Source organism: Sphingobacterium multivorum, assembly GCF_039511225.1.
GTDB lineage: Bacteria > Bacteroidota > Bacteroidia > Sphingobacteriales > Sphingobacteriaceae > Sphingobacterium.
The window spans coordinates 274833-295289 of sequence record NZ_CP154261.1; the positions used below are offsets into that span (position 1 = coordinate 274833).

The 20457-nt window shown below is 42.2% G+C and carries 10 protein-coding genes; all 10 read left to right on the forward strand.

All coding sequences use genetic code 11. From position 1 onward, the window contains the following. The first annotated feature begins 66 nt into the window (after nucleotides 1–66). The 10 genes from AAH582_RS01130 (at nucleotide 67) to AAH582_RS01175 (ending at nucleotide 20453) form a co-directional block, all read left to right on the forward strand. Nucleotides 67–1128: a hypothetical protein gene (locus AAH582_RS01130; protein WP_343321013.1), complete on the forward strand. Its 1062-nt coding sequence runs from the start codon at nucleotides 67–69 to the stop codon at nucleotides 1126–1128. Between the two features lie 113 nt (nucleotides 1129–1241). Beyond that, a complete protein-coding gene (locus AAH582_RS01135; protein WP_053003648.1) occupies nucleotides 1242–1715 on the forward strand; it encodes an LIC11966 family surface protein in 474 nt (157 codons plus the stop codon). Between the two features lie 291 nt (nucleotides 1716–2006). Continuing rightward, nucleotides 2007–2741 (forward strand): hypothetical protein, encoded by a 735-nt coding sequence (locus AAH582_RS01140; RefSeq protein WP_343321014.1) that lies wholly within the window; start codon nucleotides 2007–2009, stop codon nucleotides 2739–2741. Between the two features lie 39 nt (nucleotides 2742–2780). Further along, nucleotides 2781–4358, forward strand: a complete 1578-nt coding sequence (gene lepB / locus AAH582_RS01145; RefSeq protein WP_343321015.1) for a signal peptidase I — start codon at nucleotides 2781–2783, stop codon at nucleotides 4356–4358. Nucleotides 4359–4714: 356 nt separating this feature from the next. Then, nucleotides 4715–7792 (forward strand): SusC/RagA family TonB-linked outer membrane protein, encoded by a 3078-nt coding sequence (locus tag AAH582_RS01150; RefSeq protein ID WP_343321016.1) that lies wholly within the window; start codon nucleotides 4715–4717, stop codon nucleotides 7790–7792. A 13-nt stretch (nucleotides 7793–7805) separates the two neighbouring features. Further along, nucleotides 7806–9686 carry a RagB/SusD family nutrient uptake outer membrane protein gene (locus AAH582_RS01155; RefSeq protein WP_343321017.1) on the forward strand — a complete coding sequence of 627 codons (1881 nt, stop codon included), beginning with the start codon at nucleotides 7806–7808 and terminating at the stop codon, nucleotides 9684–9686. A gap of 202 nt (nucleotides 9687–9888) precedes the next feature. After that, nucleotides 9889–11769 carry a 7TM diverse intracellular signaling domain-containing protein gene (locus AAH582_RS01160; RefSeq protein ID WP_343321018.1) on the forward strand — a complete coding sequence of 627 codons (1881 nt, stop codon included), beginning with the start codon at nucleotides 9889–9891 and terminating at the stop codon, nucleotides 11767–11769. 9 nt (nucleotides 11770–11778) lie between these two features. Then, a complete protein-coding gene (locus AAH582_RS01165; RefSeq protein WP_343321019.1) occupies nucleotides 11779–14508 on the forward strand; it encodes a glycoside hydrolase family 2 TIM barrel-domain containing protein in 2730 nt (909 codons plus the stop codon). 12 nt (nucleotides 14509–14520) lie between these two features. Next, nucleotides 14521–16737, forward strand: coding sequence for a coagulation factor 5/8 type domain-containing protein (locus AAH582_RS01170; protein WP_343321020.1), 2217 nt, complete (start codon nucleotides 14521–14523; stop codon nucleotides 16735–16737). Between the two features lie 563 nt (nucleotides 16738–17300). Continuing rightward, nucleotides 17301–20453, forward strand: a complete 3153-nt coding sequence (locus AAH582_RS01175; RefSeq protein ID WP_343321021.1) for a SusC/RagA family TonB-linked outer membrane protein — start codon at nucleotides 17301–17303, stop codon at nucleotides 20451–20453. The last annotated feature ends 4 nt before the right edge of the window (nucleotides 20454–20457 follow it).

Consider the following 20457-nt stretch of genomic DNA (forward strand, 5'->3'; position numbering starts at 1 on the left):
TTCCCTTTACCTTTTAGAGAGCTTATTTAAAAAGGAAATATTTCATTAAAAGAAGAGAATAAGAAGATGTATACACTTAAAATTCAGAAACTGCGCAATCAGGTTGCACGCGTAGACAATACCTTGGAGAAGGTTAATCTATTGACACAGGCTATACGGATTGCAGATGAAAACCAAGATATTGAATGGGGATATGACCTTCGTTTAGATTTAATCAGTGAAGAGATAGACCTCGCTTTTTCAACCGAGTCTTTACCCGCATTTGCATGGATATTACAAGCTTACGATGAAAATCCGGAACTCTTTAATGAAGAAGATTTCTTATGGCAATACAAATGGATGATGTCCGAATTATACGATAATCCTGCTGTCAGCCGTGAGCAGATTGAAGCAGCTTTGGGCGACTTTGAAAAACGCTTGATTCGTAACGGTTATGGAAAGCGTGCCATACACAATGAAGAGCTAAGTGATGCCCTTGCGCAAAGGGATATAGCTGCTGTCGAGCGCGCATTGAAGAATGTAAATGCTGTGCAGAGAGATGACATGAGCGACTGTGAAGCCTGTGAAATGGATGCCGAAGTATCAGCAACACTCTTACAGTATGGATATGCTCCTGCAGCCGAGAAAGCCTTGCCCTTAATTGAAGGGCAGTTTACCTGTTCACATGTCCCTTTGCGTACGGCCGTGAACCTGGCTTATGAAGGTCTTAAGCAAGGTGATACCGAACAAGCGGATAAAATGGCGCAGCTGGCAGAAAAGGAGGTTTTTAAGAAAGAAAAGGACTCTGCAATTTTGATCTCGGCGATTAAACTAGCAACCTATTTTTCCTATACCGATAGTGGTAAAGCCAAGGAATGGATCGAACGTCTTTTACCTTGGGCCGATGGTCCCGAAAATAGATCCATGTTTCAATTGGCCTGCTACATCGCTGAAGCCATGAAGAACTTCGGTCCCGACGATACTTTTATACTTGAGCTCGGCAATCAGCATAATCTTTTTCAAGGGAAAAATACCTACACCGCAAGTGAACTGGCGACCCATTATGGGAAACTAGCGGATCAACTTGCAGACCGTTTTGATCAACGCAATGGCAATAACAACTTTCGCAATCAGTTAATGTTCCTTTAGCTTGAATAGCCCTGGAAATCCCTGATTTCCGTGATGAAATCCCGATGTTTTGAATACTATCTTTGTGTAAATGAGTATTTAATGCTGAAATATAAAGAAAAAATAGATCAACAATGATTAAACAAATTATTACTGGCATGGTGACCGTAGCGGTATTGACTATGTCAAGTTGTAGTTCGGGAGAAAAAGATCCTGCAGCATACAACAATTCGATCATTACTGTTATCAACAGTAGTGAAACACATGTGACGGAGATGAATGCTGCAATGAATGGTTCCGATTATACGAAAGCCGAACAGGTACGTGCAGACTGGGAAAAATCTCTGAATGATGATATCAAGAAAGTAGAAGATCTGGGAGATTTCAAAGGCGATGCGACATTCCAAAAAGCAGTGCTTGATGGCTTAAATGGGTATAAGAAAATCGTTACGGAGGATTATCCCAAATTGATTGAGCTCCGAAAAAATAAAACACCAGATGCTGCCAAAGAGTCTGCATTGCTTGACAATATTAATAAAGCGTTTGAAAATATGAGCAATGGTGTCAATAAAGCATCTACAGCATTTGAAAGTAAATATAAAAGTTAAAATTATTGCATGCGCAGTTCGGTAAGCCACATCAGCAAAAATGATGTGGCTTTGTTTTTTGCCGTGCAGCTATTGTTGCTTGAGAAACAAGGGATCCTAAAATCTTTGCGCAGTATTGTAGGACAGCACCTAGCAAAACAAAATGCTAACAAACGTTAAAACTCCTTAGGCTGAACTTGAATTTCATATTTTTATGTAGTTTTACGTGAAGCTTGGCGGAGAGTGCCAAGTATAAGTGAATACGGTCAAAGAGTTTATGTGATCAAAAGCTATTGACAAAAATAGATTTCAATGAAAGCCATATCAATTTTAACTGCTGTGATTTTGTCTTCCTGCGCCAGTATACTAATGACAGCCAGCGCCCAGGAAGGCACAAAAAAATTGGATTACGTAGTGCTTATGAACGCTGATACCCTTTATGGAAAAATCTCCTCCATCAAGGATCACAAACTCAAATTTGAAAATCAACAGAAAGAGAAGCTAACTTTTACCCCAGACCAGGTATTTCGTGCTTACTGGGAATCAAAAAGAAAAGTCTATGCACCCTCTTATGTCGAAAATGGCTTGGAACCTGTTCAGGGAACTTCTCCACAAGTATTTCAAATAGGTCGATATTATACAGAGGAGCCAACTTTTGCTGAAGTGTTGGTTGACGGAGAAATAATGGTTTATTATGTGTCTAATTTGAATCTCGGTGGTGGCGGCGGAATGATGTTTGGTACAGGCGGTGGTGGTACGATGTTATCCATTGGAGTCAGTAAGTCTAAATATGCCTATGCATTAAAAAAGTCAACCGGTGAGGTGATTGAAATAAATAGCAATACGAATGGACTTTTTAGCAACAGCAAAAAGAAGCGGACAATTGCTTTGGGGCGTTTGATCAATGACGAACCGGAGCTATTTGCTGAGTTTGAAAATGAAAAGAAGTACGATTATGATCTTTTTATAAAATACGTTATGCGCTACAATGAGCTTCAACTTTCAAAAATCTCTTCCGAGGAGAGAAAGAAACTTATTATTTATTGATATTTTTTTTAATTACTGATTCTGCAATTAAACGAATTTATGATACTTACAATCTTTATTGTATTAACTATAATCGCAGCTTACGGCTTTTGGTTGCTATTTGAAAAGGCAGGACGCAAAGGCTGGGAGGGAGTTGTGCCCGTCTATAGTCAGTGGATCCAATCACGTATCCTGGGCAAGAAGACCTGGCAGCTGATCCTTTTGCTTGTTCCGATCGTCAATATTTTTGTCTTTTATAATCTCTACCTCGATTTTATTCATTGTTTTGGTAAAAGAAGATTTTGGGAAAACTGCGCCGCAGTTCTGGTCCCTTTTATCGTTCTACCTCTTTGGGGCAAGGATAAAAATGTGCAATTTCTAAATGGGCTATACACCAAAAATCTGAAAGCAGCGCATGCCGAAGGTCGCGGGGCGACAAAGGAAGCTGAGTTGGAAATTGCGCATGAATCGTATATAGATTATAAGAAGAAATATCCCTATAAAAAATCAATGGTGCGTGAATGGGCCGACGCGATTGTGTTTGCAACTGTCGCTGCAACGCTAATTCGGGGATTTCTATTGGAAGCATTTATGATTCCATCGGGTTCCATGCAGCAGTCTCTACTCATTGGCGATTATCTTTTTGTGAGTAAACTAAATTATGGTCCCCGCATTCCCAATACACCAATAGCCTTTCCTTTTGCACACCATACGATGCCATTAATAGGGGGGAAAGCATTTTCTGAACTTATTGAACTGCCTTATAAACGCTTACCAGGCTTTCAAGAGATCAAGCGGAATGATGTAATCGTTTTTAATGCACCAGCAGGTGACACCGTTGCTGTGGAAAATCAGGATTTGCCCTATTATGATTTGGTGCGCAACATGGGACGTGAAGCCGTACGCCAACAATTTACGATTCAGACCCGCCCAGTAGATAAACGCGAACATTTGATTAAGCGATGTGTGGGAATGCCGGGAGATAAAATCGGTATGAAAGAAGGGGTATTGTTTGTGGACGACAAGCCAGGTTTTGTTGCCCCGGAAAGTCAGATGGATTATATTGTTATCACCGATGAGACTGGTCTGGACGAACAGCGCTTGAAAGATATGGGAATAGAAGTCTCTCCCATTCAGCCTGGCGCTTATCTCATCTTTTTAACCCAAGAACAGGCGGCAATGGTGAAATCCTGGTCCAATGTCAAATCCATGCAAATGAACTTGGAAAAACCGGGAGTTGCCCAAGCAAATACCTTTCCAAATGATCCACAATACAAATGGAACTACGATAATTTTGGCCCCTTTGTCATTCCTAAGAAAGGCATGACTATTCCTCTAAATGCACAGACCTTTCCACTCTACGAACGAGCTATCCGGGTGTATGAATATAACCAATTGGAAAAGAAATCGGATGGCTTTTATATCAATGGAAACCGAACAGATTCCTACACCTTTAAAATGGATTATTATTGGATGATGGGCGACAATAGGCACAATTCGCTCGATGCGCGGGATTGGGGATTTGTTCCGGAAGATCATATTGTTGGAAAAGCATTGTTTACCTGGATGAGCTGGAATGCAGGTGGTAATGGACTTACCAAAATACGTTGGAATAGAATTTTTAAAGGTATCCATTAGGGTAACAGCAGCCTAAAAAGAAAAAGGGGAAATGATAAACAGCATCATTTCCCCTTTTTTCTTTTTCATTAGCCCCATTGCTCCGTGTGGATCGCTGTACAGCAGAAAAAATCTGCAAAAAAAATCTTGCTGATTAACCGTATTAAAACCTCCAATCATTACGGCAGATAGACTTTGTAATTCAATCAGTTACTTGTTGAAGTACTTGAGGTTTAAGTGTATTACATGCTTTTGTAACTATCTAATTTATAGATTGTTACGGTTTATTTTAATTGTTTTTTTGATTCAATCGAATTAATTTAGCTCCCATAAATAACCCAATTAACAATTATTTGAACGCTAAATTCCCATAAATTATGGCCAAAAAATTAACGCTCTTGATTTCAAGTGTAATTGCATGCACTTATATGGCAAATGCACAAAATCGGACAGTCAGCGGTACAGTGGTAGATAGGCAGGGGAAGCCAATTCCACAGGTATCCATTAAACTAAAAAATCGTTCCGGGGGAACGACAACAGATGATCAGGGGCGGTTTTCTCTACCCGTTTATCCCAAATCAGTCATTGTGCTTTCAAGCGTAGGTTTTCTAAACAAAGAACAGGATGTTGACGGACAGACATCCTTAAATATAACGCTGGAGCCCGGCAATACCGAGTTGACCGAAGTGGTGGTGATCGGCTATGGAACAGCCTCCCGAAAGGATGTCACTGGATCTATCGCAAGTGTAAAGGCCGAGCAATTGGAAAACGAGAATCCACAGAGTGTTTCGGACCTACTGAAAGGCAACATTGCTGGTTTGAGTGTTTCACAAAATACTTCTGCGAAAGGAGGCGGAGATCTGTTGGTACGGGGTAAGACGACATTAAGTGCATCAACCTCACCTTTGATCGTGTTGGACGGAATCATCTACAATGGACAGCTTGCTGATATTAACCCCAACGATATACAGACCATAGACGTGTTGAAGGATGCCAGTTCATTGGCCGTCTACGGAGCGAAAGCTGCTACGGGTGTTGTTGCCATTACGACCAAGAAAGGAACGAGCGATAAACCTCTGCTAACAGCTAATACCAATTGGGGATTAGCAACACTTGCACAGAACCAGCGCGTGTATAAGGGACCTGATTTCCTACAATGGCGGGCGGATGTAGGCCGCGCTGGAGGAACCAAACCTGCCTATTTTTATGACGATCCACGAAACCTCCCCGCTGATGTAACTTTTGAGCAATGGCTTTCGGGGGGAAATAGAGATTTAGATCCTGTCGATATCTGGTTAGATAGACTTGGTCTTGTCGCGAATGAAAAAGGCAATTACATGGCCGGTAAGACGATTGATTGGTACGATGAGATCTTCAGAACCGGCATTCGTCAGGATCATACCGTCAGTATGAGCGGAAGAAAAGAAGATGTCAATTACTACATGTCAGTCGGCTATAATAAAAATCAAAATCTGATTGAAGGAGGTGAGTTCAATACATTTCGCGCCCGCTTGAATCTCGAGGGAAAAGTGACGAACTTCTTACGCATGGGCGCCAATGTACAATATGCTGACCGCGATGAGGGGGCAATTGAAGCCGATTGGGCCCAGTTGACAAATTTATCCCCCTATGGTGATAAATATAACGCCGATGGTACATTGAGAAGAATACCGACAGACGATAGTGGATTGAATGCGCGTAACCCCTTCCTGAATATGACGTACAACGAACGCATGAACAAGCAGAATACCCTTTTTGCAAGTCTTTTTGCTAAAGTTAATCTGCCTTTTGGCATTAGCTATCAGTTTAATTTTAGCCCTGGAGTCGATATGTATCGTACGTTTAACCATAACTCCTCCGCCAATCCCAATGTGACCATTGTGGGTGGTTCGGCAAGCCGCGATCAGGAAACACGCTACAACTGGCAGATTGATAACCTATTGAAATGGAACCGCAAGTTTGCTGAAATCCATAACGTAGACGTGACACTTTTGGCCAATTCCGAGAAATACCAGACCTGGTGGACGCAGGCGGCTAATCAGGGATTTGTGCCTGGAGACTACCTTGGCTACCATAATCTTGCCAGTGGAAATCTGCCGACTGTCAATAGTGAAGACAAGGTATATACCGGCGATGCGCTGATGGCCCGCGTTAATTATAGCCTTATGGATCGCTATAATTTAACATTATCGGTGCGTCGCGACGGATACTCGGTATTTGGGGTGAACAGTAAAAGAGCGACCTTCCCAGCGGTAGCTGGAGCATGGACCTTCACGGAGGAGTCCTTCATGAAAAATATTTCATGGCTCAACTACGGTAAATTGCGTCTTTCCTATGGTATCAATGGGAATAGAGATCTGCGTAATCCAGATAATGGAACGGTAGATCCCTATGCTGCTTTATCGCAACTGACGGTCAATAAATATCAGACAGTGGATGCCAATGGTACTCCTGCCGAGGTCAATACCGTAGTAATCGGTTCACGAATGGGCAATGAAAACCTCAAATGGGAACAAACAACTTCACTCAATGCAGGCTTGGATTTCTCGATCTTAAAAGATCGGATCAGTGGATCGGTCGATGTATATAGCAAAAAGACAAATGATCTTTTGGTCAAACAGACGCTTTCCAGTGTGTCGGGCTACCAATTTGTTTATTCCAACTTGGCCGAAGTGAAAAATAAAGGACTCGAACTCAGTTTGACCAGTCGAAATATTGTCGATGGGAACGTCAAATGGAATTCCAATTTTATTCTTTCCTTAAATCGCAATAAGATTTCTCGCCTGGCAACAGCCAATGATGATCCAGGGAATGGCTGGTTTATTGGGCAAGATATTGATGTGATATGGGATTACAAAGTCTTAGGGGTATGGCAGGAAAATGAGGTTGAGGAGGCGAAAAAGTATACGAAGGCGAGCATTCGCCCGGGAGATTTCAAGCTCGAGGATGTCAACGGTGATTATGTGTACAATGACGATGATAAACAATTTATCGGTTATCGCTCGCCCCGCTTTACCTGGTCGCTTCGCAATGAGTTCAATATTTTCAAAAATATAGACCTCTCCTTTCAGCTGATTTCCAATTGGGGGCAGAAAAAGCAATTCAACCAGGCAAAGAACAATCCCGGAAGTGTCGGTTTTATGCGCTCCACATCTTACATTCAGCCCTATTGGACACCGGAAAATCCGACAAATGACTATGCACGTTTGGGTAGCGGTGCCAACGGAACCAGCTTTAATGTTTATTGGAAAAACAGTTTTATTCGGTTGAATAATGTGTCCCTCGCTTACTCTTTGCCAAAAACACTTTCCGAACGCATGAAGGTAAGAAATCTTAAAGTGTATGTCAATGTAAACAATGCGGCGGTATATGCGCCAGTTTGGAACTATTGGGATCCGCAGAATGATGGACCTACACCACGGTATTATACACTAGGCTTGAACGTATCCCTTTAATCAAATCAAGAACATGAAGAAAATAACTCTAAAAGTAGCGGCCGTTGTCGCATCAATATCATTGTTGGCGGCAAATGGATGTAAAAAAAGTTTTCTCGACTCCGATCAGCTTTCACAATATTCTCCAGATAACCTAAACAACGTCGATGCCCTTAAAGGAGTCTTGAATGCTTTGGGAAAAGCAGCGCGGGGCGAATTTTTTGGTGATGCTGCTCCCATGTTGTCTGAATCTATATTTTCAGATGTCGCTGTGGAAGGAACGACTGATAAGGCTACACCGGCGCAGAATTTGGTCTCTTTGATTACTCCAGATGCCAATCTCAATAGTGATGACTTTAATAAAATAGGTTGGTATTGGACAAACTTTTTCGCTGCGGTCCGTTCGGCAAATACCATTATTAGCAACATCGACCGTCCAACCTACAGCTCGGACGCTCAAAAAAATGAAATCCTGGGAGCGGCCTATTTTTATCGCGCTTATTTTTATTACAGATTAGTGCACGAATTTGGTGATGTGCCCCTGCAGCTGAAAGATCTTTCGGCACCGAAATACGATTTCTATTCAACCAAAAGGGAGGTCATTCTGAAAAAGATGAAAGAGGATTTGGAATTTGCACAACTATGGGTGAAAGATGGCGTCAATAAGGGGGATGTGACCAATGGTGCAGTAAACCATCTGTTAGCAAAAATAGATCTGGCATTAGGTGACTTCGATGGTGCTATAGCTGCGAGCAGCAGAGTGATTGATGGGGGTAAATATGCTTTAATGAAAAGCCGTTTTGGCAGTACCGCTGCAGACCTGACAAAAAATGTCGTTTGGGATCTACATCGCATGGATAATAAAGCGATACCGGCCAATAAAGAAGCGCTATTTTTGGTAATCGACCGTCAGACATTGCAGGGGCGTACGGACCTGGGTTCTCAGTTGATGCGAAATACTGTCCCGGCTTGGCATTTTGCAAATTTAAAAATCCCACAGGGAGGTCTCCAGGCGATTGTCGATGCCGTGAATGCAGAGATCCCACTGACACGGATGTACGGCCGTGGTATTGGCCGCTATCGGGGTACGTATTACAGCACCAAAGAAATATGGACAGATAATACAGATTACCGGCATGCAAAGGGGATGTGGATGGATATGACCGATCTGGTGTATAACAATCCAGCCATCAAGGCCTCGAAAGATCCTGCAATTAGTAGTCTTTATGGGAAACCCATCCAACAGTTTACGAACCAAAATATCGATAAGGTATTTACCAACGGTTCGTTGGATACCATTCGGCACTGGTTTGGCTGGCCGCATTACAAGGTCTTTATCAATTCGACCAATCCATATGCCGAAGATCCAAATTGGAATCCACCGCGCGGAACAAACACGGACTGGTATGTATTCAGGTTGGCAGAAACGTATTTATTACGTGCAGAAGCCTACATCTGGAAAGGTCAACAGGCACAAGCCATGGCAGATATCAATGCCGTTCGTGGGCGCGCAAATGCTCAACTCTTACAAAATGCAGCAAAAGTGAATATTGGTACCGTCCTGGATGAACGGGCAAGAGAGTTATTTTGGGAGGAAGCGCGTAAAACCGAGCTGACACGTATCGCCTATATTTTTGCACAGACCGGTATTCCGGCTTATAATGGCAAAACATATAGCATGGCCAACTTTGCGCAAAACAACTTTTTCTACGACCGTATTATTGAAAAAAATTCCTTTTATCGCAACAAGGTTCCCACGGTGCAGGGTGTACATTATGAAATTGCGCCATACCATGTGCTATGGCCTGTACCCGCATCCGCACAACGGTTTAATACCAACGGGATGATCAATCAGAACCAAGGCTATGCGGGAGCAGAGAACAATGTGCCTCCGCTCGATAAGATAATTGATTAGGAGCGATGGTCGGCTTGTAAATGAGCACTAGATGCTTTCTGATAATTTTGTTATTTTGATCTTCTAAAACCGGATAGGATGCGTTTCCGAATACGAATGCCTATCCGGTTATAAATAACCAAAGAAAGAGGCGAGACGAGCTATGTATACTGTAAGAAGAATGAAAATACGGGGATTTGCGCTATTGATATTGTTTTTTCAAATGGCATTGCTATTTGGCCAAAAGCCTATTACGCTGTTGCCCGGTACAGCCGAACATATTTTTAAGACTACAGAAGTATACTACCTTGAAGATAGCAGCAACGCCCTGTCGTTTGCAGCAATACGATCACCGGAACAGGCGCAACAATTTAAACCTAATGAGCGATACTATCCCAAAAATTTCAACAGATCCTCAACCTATTGGTTTAGGGTGAGAATGTCTTTTGATCAACATATAACCCGCGACCGGATTATTGAATTATTCGATCAAACTGCCGATATGGTGGAGGCATTTATCCCGAATGGAGCGGGCGGTTTTGTCCATTATCAGGCCGGCGCTTCGACCGATTTTGAGAATAGGCAATTTATGCACAAGAATTTTGAATTTCTAATTCCTGCATTGCAGAAAGGTACTTACGAAGCTTATTTTAAGGTGCGATCGCGACAGATGGTCAACGTAATTTTGGTCTATCGTACCCTAGATCGTTTTGTTCAATATACGCTGACTGAATATTTTACCTTCGGCCTGTTCTATGGGATGATCATTCTGTTTAGTTTCAATAATTTACTCATGTATTTTGCTGTTAGAGGACGCCAATATCTATATTATGTCCTCTATATATTATGCGTAGGGTTATATGAGATGTCTTCGGACGGTATCGCTTTTCAGTACCTATGGCCCGAAAATCCTTGGTTCAATCAATACGCAACAGCAGTTTTTGTCTGCTGTGTCAGTGTGTTTGCCTTGTTATTTACGAAATCCCTGCTTCATGTAAAGCAAAAAGAACCCAAATTAAATCGTTTGTTGGATCTGGTCATTATGTTGAGAATAGCATTCTTTCTCTACTGTTTAGGTTTTAATCAGAACTGGTTTATCTACAAATTTGTTGAGGTCGTTCCCTTGTCAGTTGCCTTTTTTTCTGGGATATGGTTTTGGAAGAAAAACTATCGTCCAGCCCGGTATTTCGTGCTCGCTTATACGTTTCTTTTCCTGGGCTTTGTGTTGAAAGTAGTCTATGTATTGGGCTATGCGCGTTTTATACCCAGTTCGATCGGGCATTATAGCATTACATTTGGTTTTGTGCTGGAGATGACTTTTCTCTCATTCGCGATTCATGATAAAGTTCGGCTCCTGAAAAGCAAGAAAGAACGGGCACAAAAGAGAGTTATTGAACAGATGCAGATCAACGAGAAACTCCAGGAGAAGCACAACAGGGACCTCGAACGAAAAGTGCGGGAGCGCACGCTGGAGGTGATGCGGAAATCAAAAGAACTGCTTGAGAAATCCGAAATTATTAACGATCAGAATCGCGAACTGAAAGAGATGAATAGCCTATTATGGGCTCAGTCAGAAGAAATTGGCCGCATGAACCAGTTGTTGACCAAGGATAATAAAAATTTACAGACCAATATTGAACGGATTACCGATGATCGGGTGCTTTCCAAGGAAATGAATTTTGAAGAATTTGGGGTAAAATATCCGGATAAGGAGACCTGTTATAAGGTTTTGTCCGATTTGAAATGGAAAAAAGAATATCGTTGTATAAAGTGTGGTTACGATAACTATTGCGCTGGTAAAACACCCTATAGCCGAAGATGCACCAAGTGTACCTATGAAGAATCTGTGTTGAACAATACGATTTTTGAAAACGTCCGTATTCCAATTAATAAAGCTTTTTATCTGGTTTATCTCGTCCATTTCCATCAGGGTGACATCTCTTCCTATAAGCTTTCGCAGAAATTGGGTATTCGGCAGAGTACCTGTTGGAATTATGCCAGCAAGGTAAAAGACATCTTGACAACAAGCGGTAAAAAACATAAAAAAAATGAAAAATCAGGTTGGACAAGATTGGTGCTGCAGGCACTGGACCGACCAACATAAATGCGATACATGAATATTATATTTAAACAACTTATCAACCTATGCGCTATAGGCTGTCTATTTTTCTCTTGGAGCTTACATGCGCAAACGGTACTGGATGGAAGAGTTTCAGTTGATTTCTCGTCAAACTGGAAATTCAGGAAAGACGATGATTCCCTGGACCGGATAGCGAAGCAAAAGCAACAAACCGTGAACCTTCCGCACAGCTGGAATATTGCTGATGTCATGGATGATACACCGGGCTACTATCGCGGTGCCACGCAATACCAAAATACCTTACGTTGGAAAACGACCTGGCAAAATAAACGAATTGTACTTCATGTGGGGGCAGCCAACCAGGAAGCACTAATATTGGTCAATGGAAAGGAAGTAAAAGCCCATCGTGGGGGCTATACGGCTTTCAATGCAGATATTACGGATTATTTGCACCGAAACGAAAATGCACGAAATACCATCGCTATTCAAGTCAACAACCGCTTCAACCAAGATATTGCCCCTTTAAGTGGCGATTTTACATTTTTTGGTGGTATATACCGAAAGGTGTCTTTGCTCTTGTTGGATCAGATCCATTTTGCTGATCCGGAGTACGGAAGTAGTGGTTTGCGCGTAAATGCAAAGATTGACTCACGAGAAAATGCGACGATTAATCTTGATGCAGCTATTCAGAATGCTTCAACATTACAACAAGCGGTTTTGATTGAAACTACGCTTGTTGATGCCGAGGGGATGACGGTAAAAAAAGTACAGCGGAAAGAAAAGCTGAAACCCCATTCACACAGCAATTTCCAACTGAACATGGTTCAAATTGAGCAGCCAAAATTGTGGTCGCCAGAGCTGCCGTACTTGTATCGTTTGATAACGCGGATTTATGATTCCAAGGGCCGGCAGCTGGACCGCCTGGATAACTCCGTTGGCTTCCGCTGGTTTTCGTTCGATCCCCAGAAAGGCTTTTTTTTAAACGGGAAACCACTGAAACTAATCGGTGCAAGTCGGCATCAGGATTTTAAAGGGATGGGCAATGCTGTTCCCGATAGCCTGCAAGTACAGGATCTTGTGAAGTTAAAAGCAATGGGCGGAAACTTCTTGCGAGTAGCACATTATCCGCAGGATCCTGCCGTGCTGAAAGCCTGTGACAGTTTGGGGCTGTTGGCATCGGTAGAAATTCCACTTGTGAATGAGATTTCAGAAAGTCCTGCTTTTGCCGATCACAGCTTTCAGATGCAGAAAGAGATGATCAGGCAATATTTTAACCATCCAAGCATTATTATCTGGGGCTATATGAATGAAATCTTTCTTCGGCCCCATTTTCCAAAAGATAAAGACCGTCAGGAAAAATATTTTAAATCGGTGGTTTCATTGGCCCAGCAATTGGAAACACTCACCCGTAACGAAGATTCAACCCGCTATACCATGATTGCCAACCATGGCAATTTTGAGCTCTATCATCGGACAGGACTGACCAAAATCCCGATGCTTGTGGGCTGGAACTTGTATCCGGGCTGGTACGGAGGTAAAATTGCTGATTTTGGGAGACAGCTAGAGCATATTCATCAGCAGCTGCCCGGCAAGCCGCTCCTGGTTACCGAATATGGAGCAGATGCCGATTATCGCATACTTGCCGATAAACCGATACGTTTTGATAAAAGTGTGGAGTACGCAGTGCTATATCACCAGGGCTATCTCAACGAATTAATCAAGAAGCCCTTTGTCGCTGGTGGAGTGGCCTGGAATCTATCCGATTTTAATTCTGAAACCCGCGAAGAAAGTATGCCGCACATCAATACCAAAGGTCTGTTGACTTGGGATAGGAAAGAAAAAAACACCTATTTCCTTTATCAGGCTTATCTAAGGCCCGAGCCTTTTATTAAGATAGGTGTCACACATGGGAAAAAATGGGGCGTGCGGACTGATGCTGACTCTGCCTTGCTAGGCTCCGGATGGCTGCGGCTACCCATATTCAGTAATGCTGATTCCGTGGAGCTCCTGCTGGATGGTGTGTCGTTGGGCGTAAGAAAGCCTGTGGATCGGATGGTCATATGGCCTGTGAGCCTAAGTCGTGGCTCACATACTGTGAAATCCCTGGCTTTCCATAACGGAAAATTAAGCGGTATGGATGAATCAATGTTGGATTGTGAGGTATTGCCCTATGATCTGAAGAGGGATAAGGAATGGCAGGAACTCCGCATCAATGTTGGTGACAATCGGGAATACATTGACTCGTTAGGAAACCGGTGGTTCCCAGATCAGCCCTATGAAAGAGGCAGCTGGGGGTATGTTAAAGGCGAAAAGTATCGTCTGAAAAATACAGGGCGGGAAAACCTGGGGACCGATGTAAATATTAGAGGTACGGGGGATGATCCGCTCTTCCAAACACAATTGCAGGGACTGGAATCTTACCGATTTGATCTGCCTAATGGCGATTACGAGATCGAATTGTTCTTTGCCGAATTGGACGGTCCGAATGATAAGGAGAATCTCTTGTATGATCTCGAGCAACGGGAGAAGAAACAGGATCAAAAGGGGATAGATCGCGTTTTTGACATCCGTATTGGCGACCGTGCTCTTGCTACCGATGTCAATGTCCGGCGTGAAGTCGGGGCATTTAGGGTGCTTCGTCGAAAATTTCCACTGAACGTGAACGACGAAGGCAACTTGGCGATTTCTTTTATTCGTAAGAAAGGTGAGCCGATGCTAAATGCGATCCGATTAAAAAAGATAAACCAGTCAGTCAACCCATAAAAAATGAAATTTATGCAGCCATTTAGAAACTATATTAAGCCTGTTGTAGCGGTGTTGATGATACAGCCTGCTCTTGCAAAAACAAGCGCTAATCTAAGTAAAGCAACCTATGCCGGGGAGCATAGAACTACAGTAACTGCCGTCGCGGCACATGAGCCTGATCCACGTGAACTCGCGGAAAGTCCAAATAGCCTAGGTGAAATAGCTGCGGCGAAAGGCAGGTCGCAAGCCGCTGCTGTGAAAGATAAATCCCAAGCAGGCAGTCCAGAAGTCTTCATGCAAAAGGGACGAATAGGCCTTAACTTCAGTAAACGGCTGATCGATAAGAAGATGAAAGGGCCCTTTCTGATCCGACGGAGCCTGGGCAGGCTGGGCGATTATCAAACTATTGCCAAAGTCACGCAGACCAAATTTATGGATCAAGTGCTTGAAGGTAGTCCATACGACTACTATTATGAAATCCAGACGGTAAAAGGAGAGTTTGTTGCACGCTTGAGTTTGGAACTCCAGCTTTTTGGTGAAAATACGTTGATTTATAGTCCAGCAGATCATCAGCATCGTGTCGGCAGAGAAGTCAATCAGCTCCATGAGCAGATGTTCGGACAGGAATTCAGTCCCAATCGTTATGCCATACTTTTCAAGTCGGGGGACTACAAGTCGGCAGGACTATTGAAAATACCTTTTTATGTGCAGATTGCTGGATTGGGCAAAGTGCCTTATGACGTTGCGGTTTCAAATATACATACGCCGCCTCATCTTGCCGATGGGAATGGGACATGTACATTCTGGCGTGCTGCCGAAAATCTTTCTGTTATTGGTCCCGAGAGCTACGAGGAAGAGCAAACATTTAAATGGGCGGTTTCCCAAGCGGCCCCGCTACGTCGTATTTATTCCACACGAGTGGTGCGCAATCAATGGGCAAATGGATGGGTTAGTGGAGGTTATACTGCAGACTGTTATTTTGAAGCAGCAGCAGGGTCCAAAAATCAGCAGCAGTGGTATACACGAAACTCATTTCTTAACAAAGGAAGAGGGAAGTTTGAAGAAATTAAATACAACTATTGCTTTCAGGGAGTCGATTTTGGACCTTCTGTCGATAAAAATAGCTATCAAAATAATTGGGCAGCAGGAGGCAATGTGACCGTGATTCCAACAACACCTATAATTCGCGAGAAGCCTTTTTTATTTTTTGACGAGGATGGGCGTTATAAGGTTTTTCGTCCTGCATTACAATATAATCATAAAGGTGTATCCTATACGCGGAACAATATGGGTGCGGGAGATATTATTGATGTGGAGAAGGATTTTTATGTTGTTAAGCCCGGCGATTCAGCAGCGGAAATGAACCGACAGTTGCGGCGCGGCAAGCATTTGCTGATTACGCCGGGGATGTATGAGTTATCCGAACCCCTTCATGTCAGCAAGGCCAATACCATCATACTTGGACTTGGGTTGGCTACCTTGATACCTGGTTCAGCAAATCCGCATACGGCAATTGATGTTGATGATGTCGCGGGTGTTACTGTTGCTTCATTGATGTTTGATGCACATTATAGCTCCCATAGTTTGATCCAGGTGGGTCAGAAAAAGAGCGGGATAAGACATGACAGTAACCCAACCCTGTTGGCGGATCTATTTCTGCGTATTGGCGGATTTCGGGCCGACAAAGTTCATGTCGATCAATCGGTTATTATCAATAGTAATGATGTGATCGGTGATCACTTTTGGATATGGCGTGCCGATCATGGGGTGAAGGGCAGTGTTGGCTGGGATATCAATACGACACGCAATGGGTTGGTGGTCAATGGAGACTATATGACCATGTATGCCTTGTTCAATGAACATTTTCAGGAATATCAAACCTATTGGACTGGTAATTATGGCCGTACTTATTTCTTTCAATGTGAAAGCCCCTATGATGCACCAAATCAGGCAGCATACCGAAGCGAAAATGGGACACGCGATGGGTTTGCGGCTTATAAGGTCGCCGATACGGTGCAGCAACATGAAGCCTATGCATTTGGAATATATGATGTGCTGGTCAATCCGATACGCATCGAAAGTTCGGTGGAAGTTCCGGTAAAACCCGGTGTAAGGCTCAAACATATCTGCAACAACAGCTTATCCAATGGTCCCAATCGTGGCTACGGCTATGTGATCAATCAAGTTGGAAAAAGTACGTACAATACTTTTCGGGATAACCGGACGTATGTGGTGGAGTTTCCTTGATGAGCAGTTTTCCAATCAACTTGTTGTTCTAAAAATAGCGCTTACGATAGGATGGCGCTATTTTTAGTTTAATAAGCCTTTTTCTTTTTCTTGTGGATACTTCTTTGATAACGAAATCGCCTAACGGAAGATAAAAACCTAATTTGACCTCTTAGCTAATAGACGTTCTGTTTTATATTAGTTGTATTAATTAAGTCATCGAAAAGTTCGTAGAATTTTAGATTGTATTGATTAAATTTTAAAATGACCGAGTATGTAAAGTGAATAGTTTTAATTAACTAATAGGGTATTTCGACGTGACTTAGAATTGTTTGCTGTTTGTTAATATTTGTGAAGCATTTTTACAGCGTTCATCTTGAGATGACGTTTGAATAACCCTAGTTTAATCTGTTGATACAAATTCAGCGTTTTGTGAAATTTACTCAAACGATTGCGTAAAAGTAGCGCAATCGTTTGATTGTGTTATTCTGAAATTTAATATTCTAATAGTTATTTATTTGTCCCTTCTTTTTTGTGACATCAGGATTTTTGATCTACCTTCACTTCACTAACACTAAATTAATATGAAGAGAATTCTACCTATTATTATTCTCGTGGTGATGTCCTATTTTCATGTTTTCGGCCAAACAATCCCTGTGGAAGGGACTGTTCGAGATGCAAAGGGGCAGCCGCTGGCGGGCATGACCGTCACAGAACGAGGAACAGCGAATCAAGCGTCGACAAATCAGCAAGGTTCATTCACTTTGGCTGTAAAGAGCCTTCCCGTAACATTGGTTTTTTCTGGTGTCGGCTTTAAAAGACAGGAGGTCCATGTGACAACAAAACAGGCTACAGCTGTGATCCTTCAAAGCGATGCTTCATCTTTGGATGAAGTTGTGGTTGTCGGGTACCAGAGACAGTCTGTTAAGAAAACGACCAGTGCGGTTCAAGTTATTTCGGGGAAAACCATTCAAGATCTTCCTGCGCCGAGTTTTGAGAGTTTGCTGCAAGGAAGGGTCGCGGGGGTTAATATCCAAAACTTTACAGGGGAGCCGGGAGCTCGGAATACCTTTACTATTCGTGGTAATACGACAATATCTCCAGATCTAAACTCAGAAGTCGATTTGGCTAATACGATGAGTTCCCCATTGTACATTATTGACGGAATGCCTTTGTCGATTACCGACTTGGCAAGCTCAACAGCTACTGGAACAAATTATATCGCCGGCATCAATATCAATGATATCGAAAGTATTGTTGTACAAAAAGATGCGTCTGCGACAGCGGTTTGGGGTTCGCGTGGAGCAAATGGTGTCATTGTAATTAAAACTAAGACCGGAAACGTGGGTAAGCCGCAAGTGCGTGTTTCGTATTATAAGGGTGTAACAGAAAGGCCACAATTACAAAGGACACTTGGAGGAGCAGCTGAAAGAAGAGCAAAAATGGGTATTATATCCCAATATGCTAGTTGGGCGCAAATGGGTGGCATTACCCAACCATTGACTGACAGTTTAAATAACAGCTATAATAATGCAACAGATTGGCAAGACCTATTTTATACCACTGGAAATATTGATAATGCGGATGCTAGTATTTCTGGTGGCAACGAAGGGGTAAACTATCGTTTGTCCGGAGGATACTATAATGAAGATGGTGTGGTTCGAAATACGGGCTTTAAACGCTACTCATTACGAGGGAACTTTGGTTTTAAATTGGCGCCTATTATACGCTCAGATTTTATGTTTTCAACGGCACGTATCAATAGGAAACGCGGTCTTGGACGCGGAATTGATGAGGTAGTGCCGGTCAATCAAGGAGAAATGCCGTCTTCTTTTGTTGGATTGGCCAAAGCAGATTATGATTTCTACTATGGTCAATATGATAAGTTGAAAGACGACAACCAAACTGATAACATCAATCTGTTCTCAAAGACTTATGTAGATATTATCAAGGGATTGCAATATTCACTAGAGGCTTCTGCACAGATTAATCTTGATTCTCGGGATCAATTTCAGCCTAAAGAGCTGAATAATGGAGTTTCTTTTGCAGAATCTAATAATAGAAATGCCTACACTTACAATCTTGCGAACGTATTGAATTATGCGCGTACATTTCAAGATAAACATAGTATTGCAATTACAGCAATGCAGTCTTTTCAATATGACAAACAAAAGTCTGCTTATTTATTGGGCTACAATATTCCAACGGATGATATTAAGGTGATTCAGGGGGTGGCAGCGAGAGACCTTCGTGGTAGTACGGATTTTAAAGAAGCTGGTTTGTTATCTTACATGGGTCAGTTTTCATATGACTATAAATCAAAGTATATTTTTAATGCTTCATGGCGTGCGGATGCTTCTTCACGTTTCGGAAAGGATACTAAATGGGGATATTTTCCAGCGCTCTCTGGAGCTTGGGTTGTCTCAGATGAAGCTTTCATGAGTAAATTCAAGTGGGTGGACTTGTTTAAATTACGTGGAAGCTGGGGTAAATCGGGCGTATTGCCATCCGATTTCTACGCACCTTACAACGTATGGGAACTTTCTTCCAATGCCTATGACGGAACGACATTTGCAGTCCCTTCTTTTAGAAAGCCATTGACATTAACAAACTTGACTTGGAATAAATCCGAACAGACAAATATTGGTTTTGATTTGTTTACATTCAATAACAGGTTGAATATAACTTTTGATACGTATCGGAAGATTACAAAAGATCCGATTATGTCATTTCCATTTCCGTATTACACCGGATATACAAATCTTTCCTATAACGTTCCCATGACGATTTATAATGAAGGATTTGATTTGACGATCGCGACCCGTAATTTATCCAAGACGAGTGCCTTGCAATGGAACACCAATTTAAATGTCACTTATAACAGAAATAGAATTGGGGCTTTGCCTTATGGTAACCGTAGTTTCTATGCTGATTCTAGAGGTTGGAACGAGCAACTCTTGTATCGCGTGGGCAGTCCAATTTATCAGTGGGCTCAAATGATTTATCAAGGCGTGTATAGTCATCAAGATCAAATTCCTGGAAATCCAATTACTGGAAGACCATTGACCTATTTTAAAGGAAATAATCCTGTAAAACCAGGTTATCCAAATTGGCTAGATGTCAATAATGATTGGGATGTATGGAGCGATGAAGATAAGGGAGCTGCAGATGGTGATTTGGTTCCAACAGGTAATCCTAACCCAAAATTTACTGGAGGCTTGTATAACGAGTTTACTTATAAAAACTTTTCTTTCAGTATTCTAAATACATTTACTATTGGCCGTGATATTATCAATACGTTGAAAAGTAATCAATTCAATTCAATCGGTTCTAATATTTATAATTTCACAAATAATCGTTTGCCGGATTTGGAAGGGATTGATTACTGGACGCCAGAAAAAGCCAAAGATCCGAATTATCAAGCTGGTTTTCCATCAATTGCTCCATTTGGTGGCTATTTTTACCAATTTCTGCCATTCAGCACGATGTTTAATGAAAATGGAAGCTATTTCAAAATTAAGACTATTACGCTGGGATATCTTGTTCCGCGAGCAATCGTTGATCGCTTAAAAATTGGAGCGCGATTGATCCGTTTTTATGCGATGCTTGATAACGTCCATACCTTCCAAAAATCACATGTACCTGATGCGGAGTTGGTTTCTCCTCAAGGGGAATACAGTGGCGGTGCTTATCCTTTACCAAAGAAATATACAATTGGTCTAGAAGTTAATTTTTAATAGG

Bases quoted from the DNA above. Each gene is read 5' to 3' on its own strand.
- AAH582_RS01175 (WP_343321021.1), top strand. From the start codon at position 17,301: ATGAAGAGAATTCTACCTATTATTATTCTCGTGGTGATGTCCTATTTT.
- AAH582_RS01130 (WP_343321013.1), top strand. From the start codon at position 67: ATGTATACACTTAAAATTCAGAAACTGCGCAATCAGGTTGCACGCGTA.
- AAH582_RS01170 (WP_343321020.1), top strand. From the start codon at position 14,521: ATGCAGCCATTTAGAAACTATATTAAGCCTGTTGTAGCGGTGTTGATG.
- AAH582_RS01135 (WP_053003648.1), top strand. From the start codon at position 1,242: ATGATTAAACAAATTATTACTGGCATGGTGACCGTAGCGGTATTGACT.
- AAH582_RS01155 (WP_343321017.1), top strand. From the start codon at position 7,806: ATGAAGAAAATAACTCTAAAAGTAGCGGCCGTTGTCGCATCAATATCA.
- AAH582_RS01165 (WP_343321019.1), top strand. From the start codon at position 11,779: ATGAATATTATATTTAAACAACTTATCAACCTATGCGCTATAGGCTGT.
- AAH582_RS01150 (WP_343321016.1), top strand. From the start codon at position 4,715: ATGGCCAAAAAATTAACGCTCTTGATTTCAAGTGTAATTGCATGCACT.
- AAH582_RS01140 (WP_343321014.1), top strand. From the start codon at position 2,007: ATGAAAGCCATATCAATTTTAACTGCTGTGATTTTGTCTTCCTGCGCC.
- lepB (WP_343321015.1), top strand. From the start codon at position 2,781: ATGATACTTACAATCTTTATTGTATTAACTATAATCGCAGCTTACGGC.
- AAH582_RS01160 (WP_343321018.1), top strand. From the start codon at position 9,889: ATGGCATTGCTATTTGGCCAAAAGCCTATTACGCTGTTGCCCGGTACA.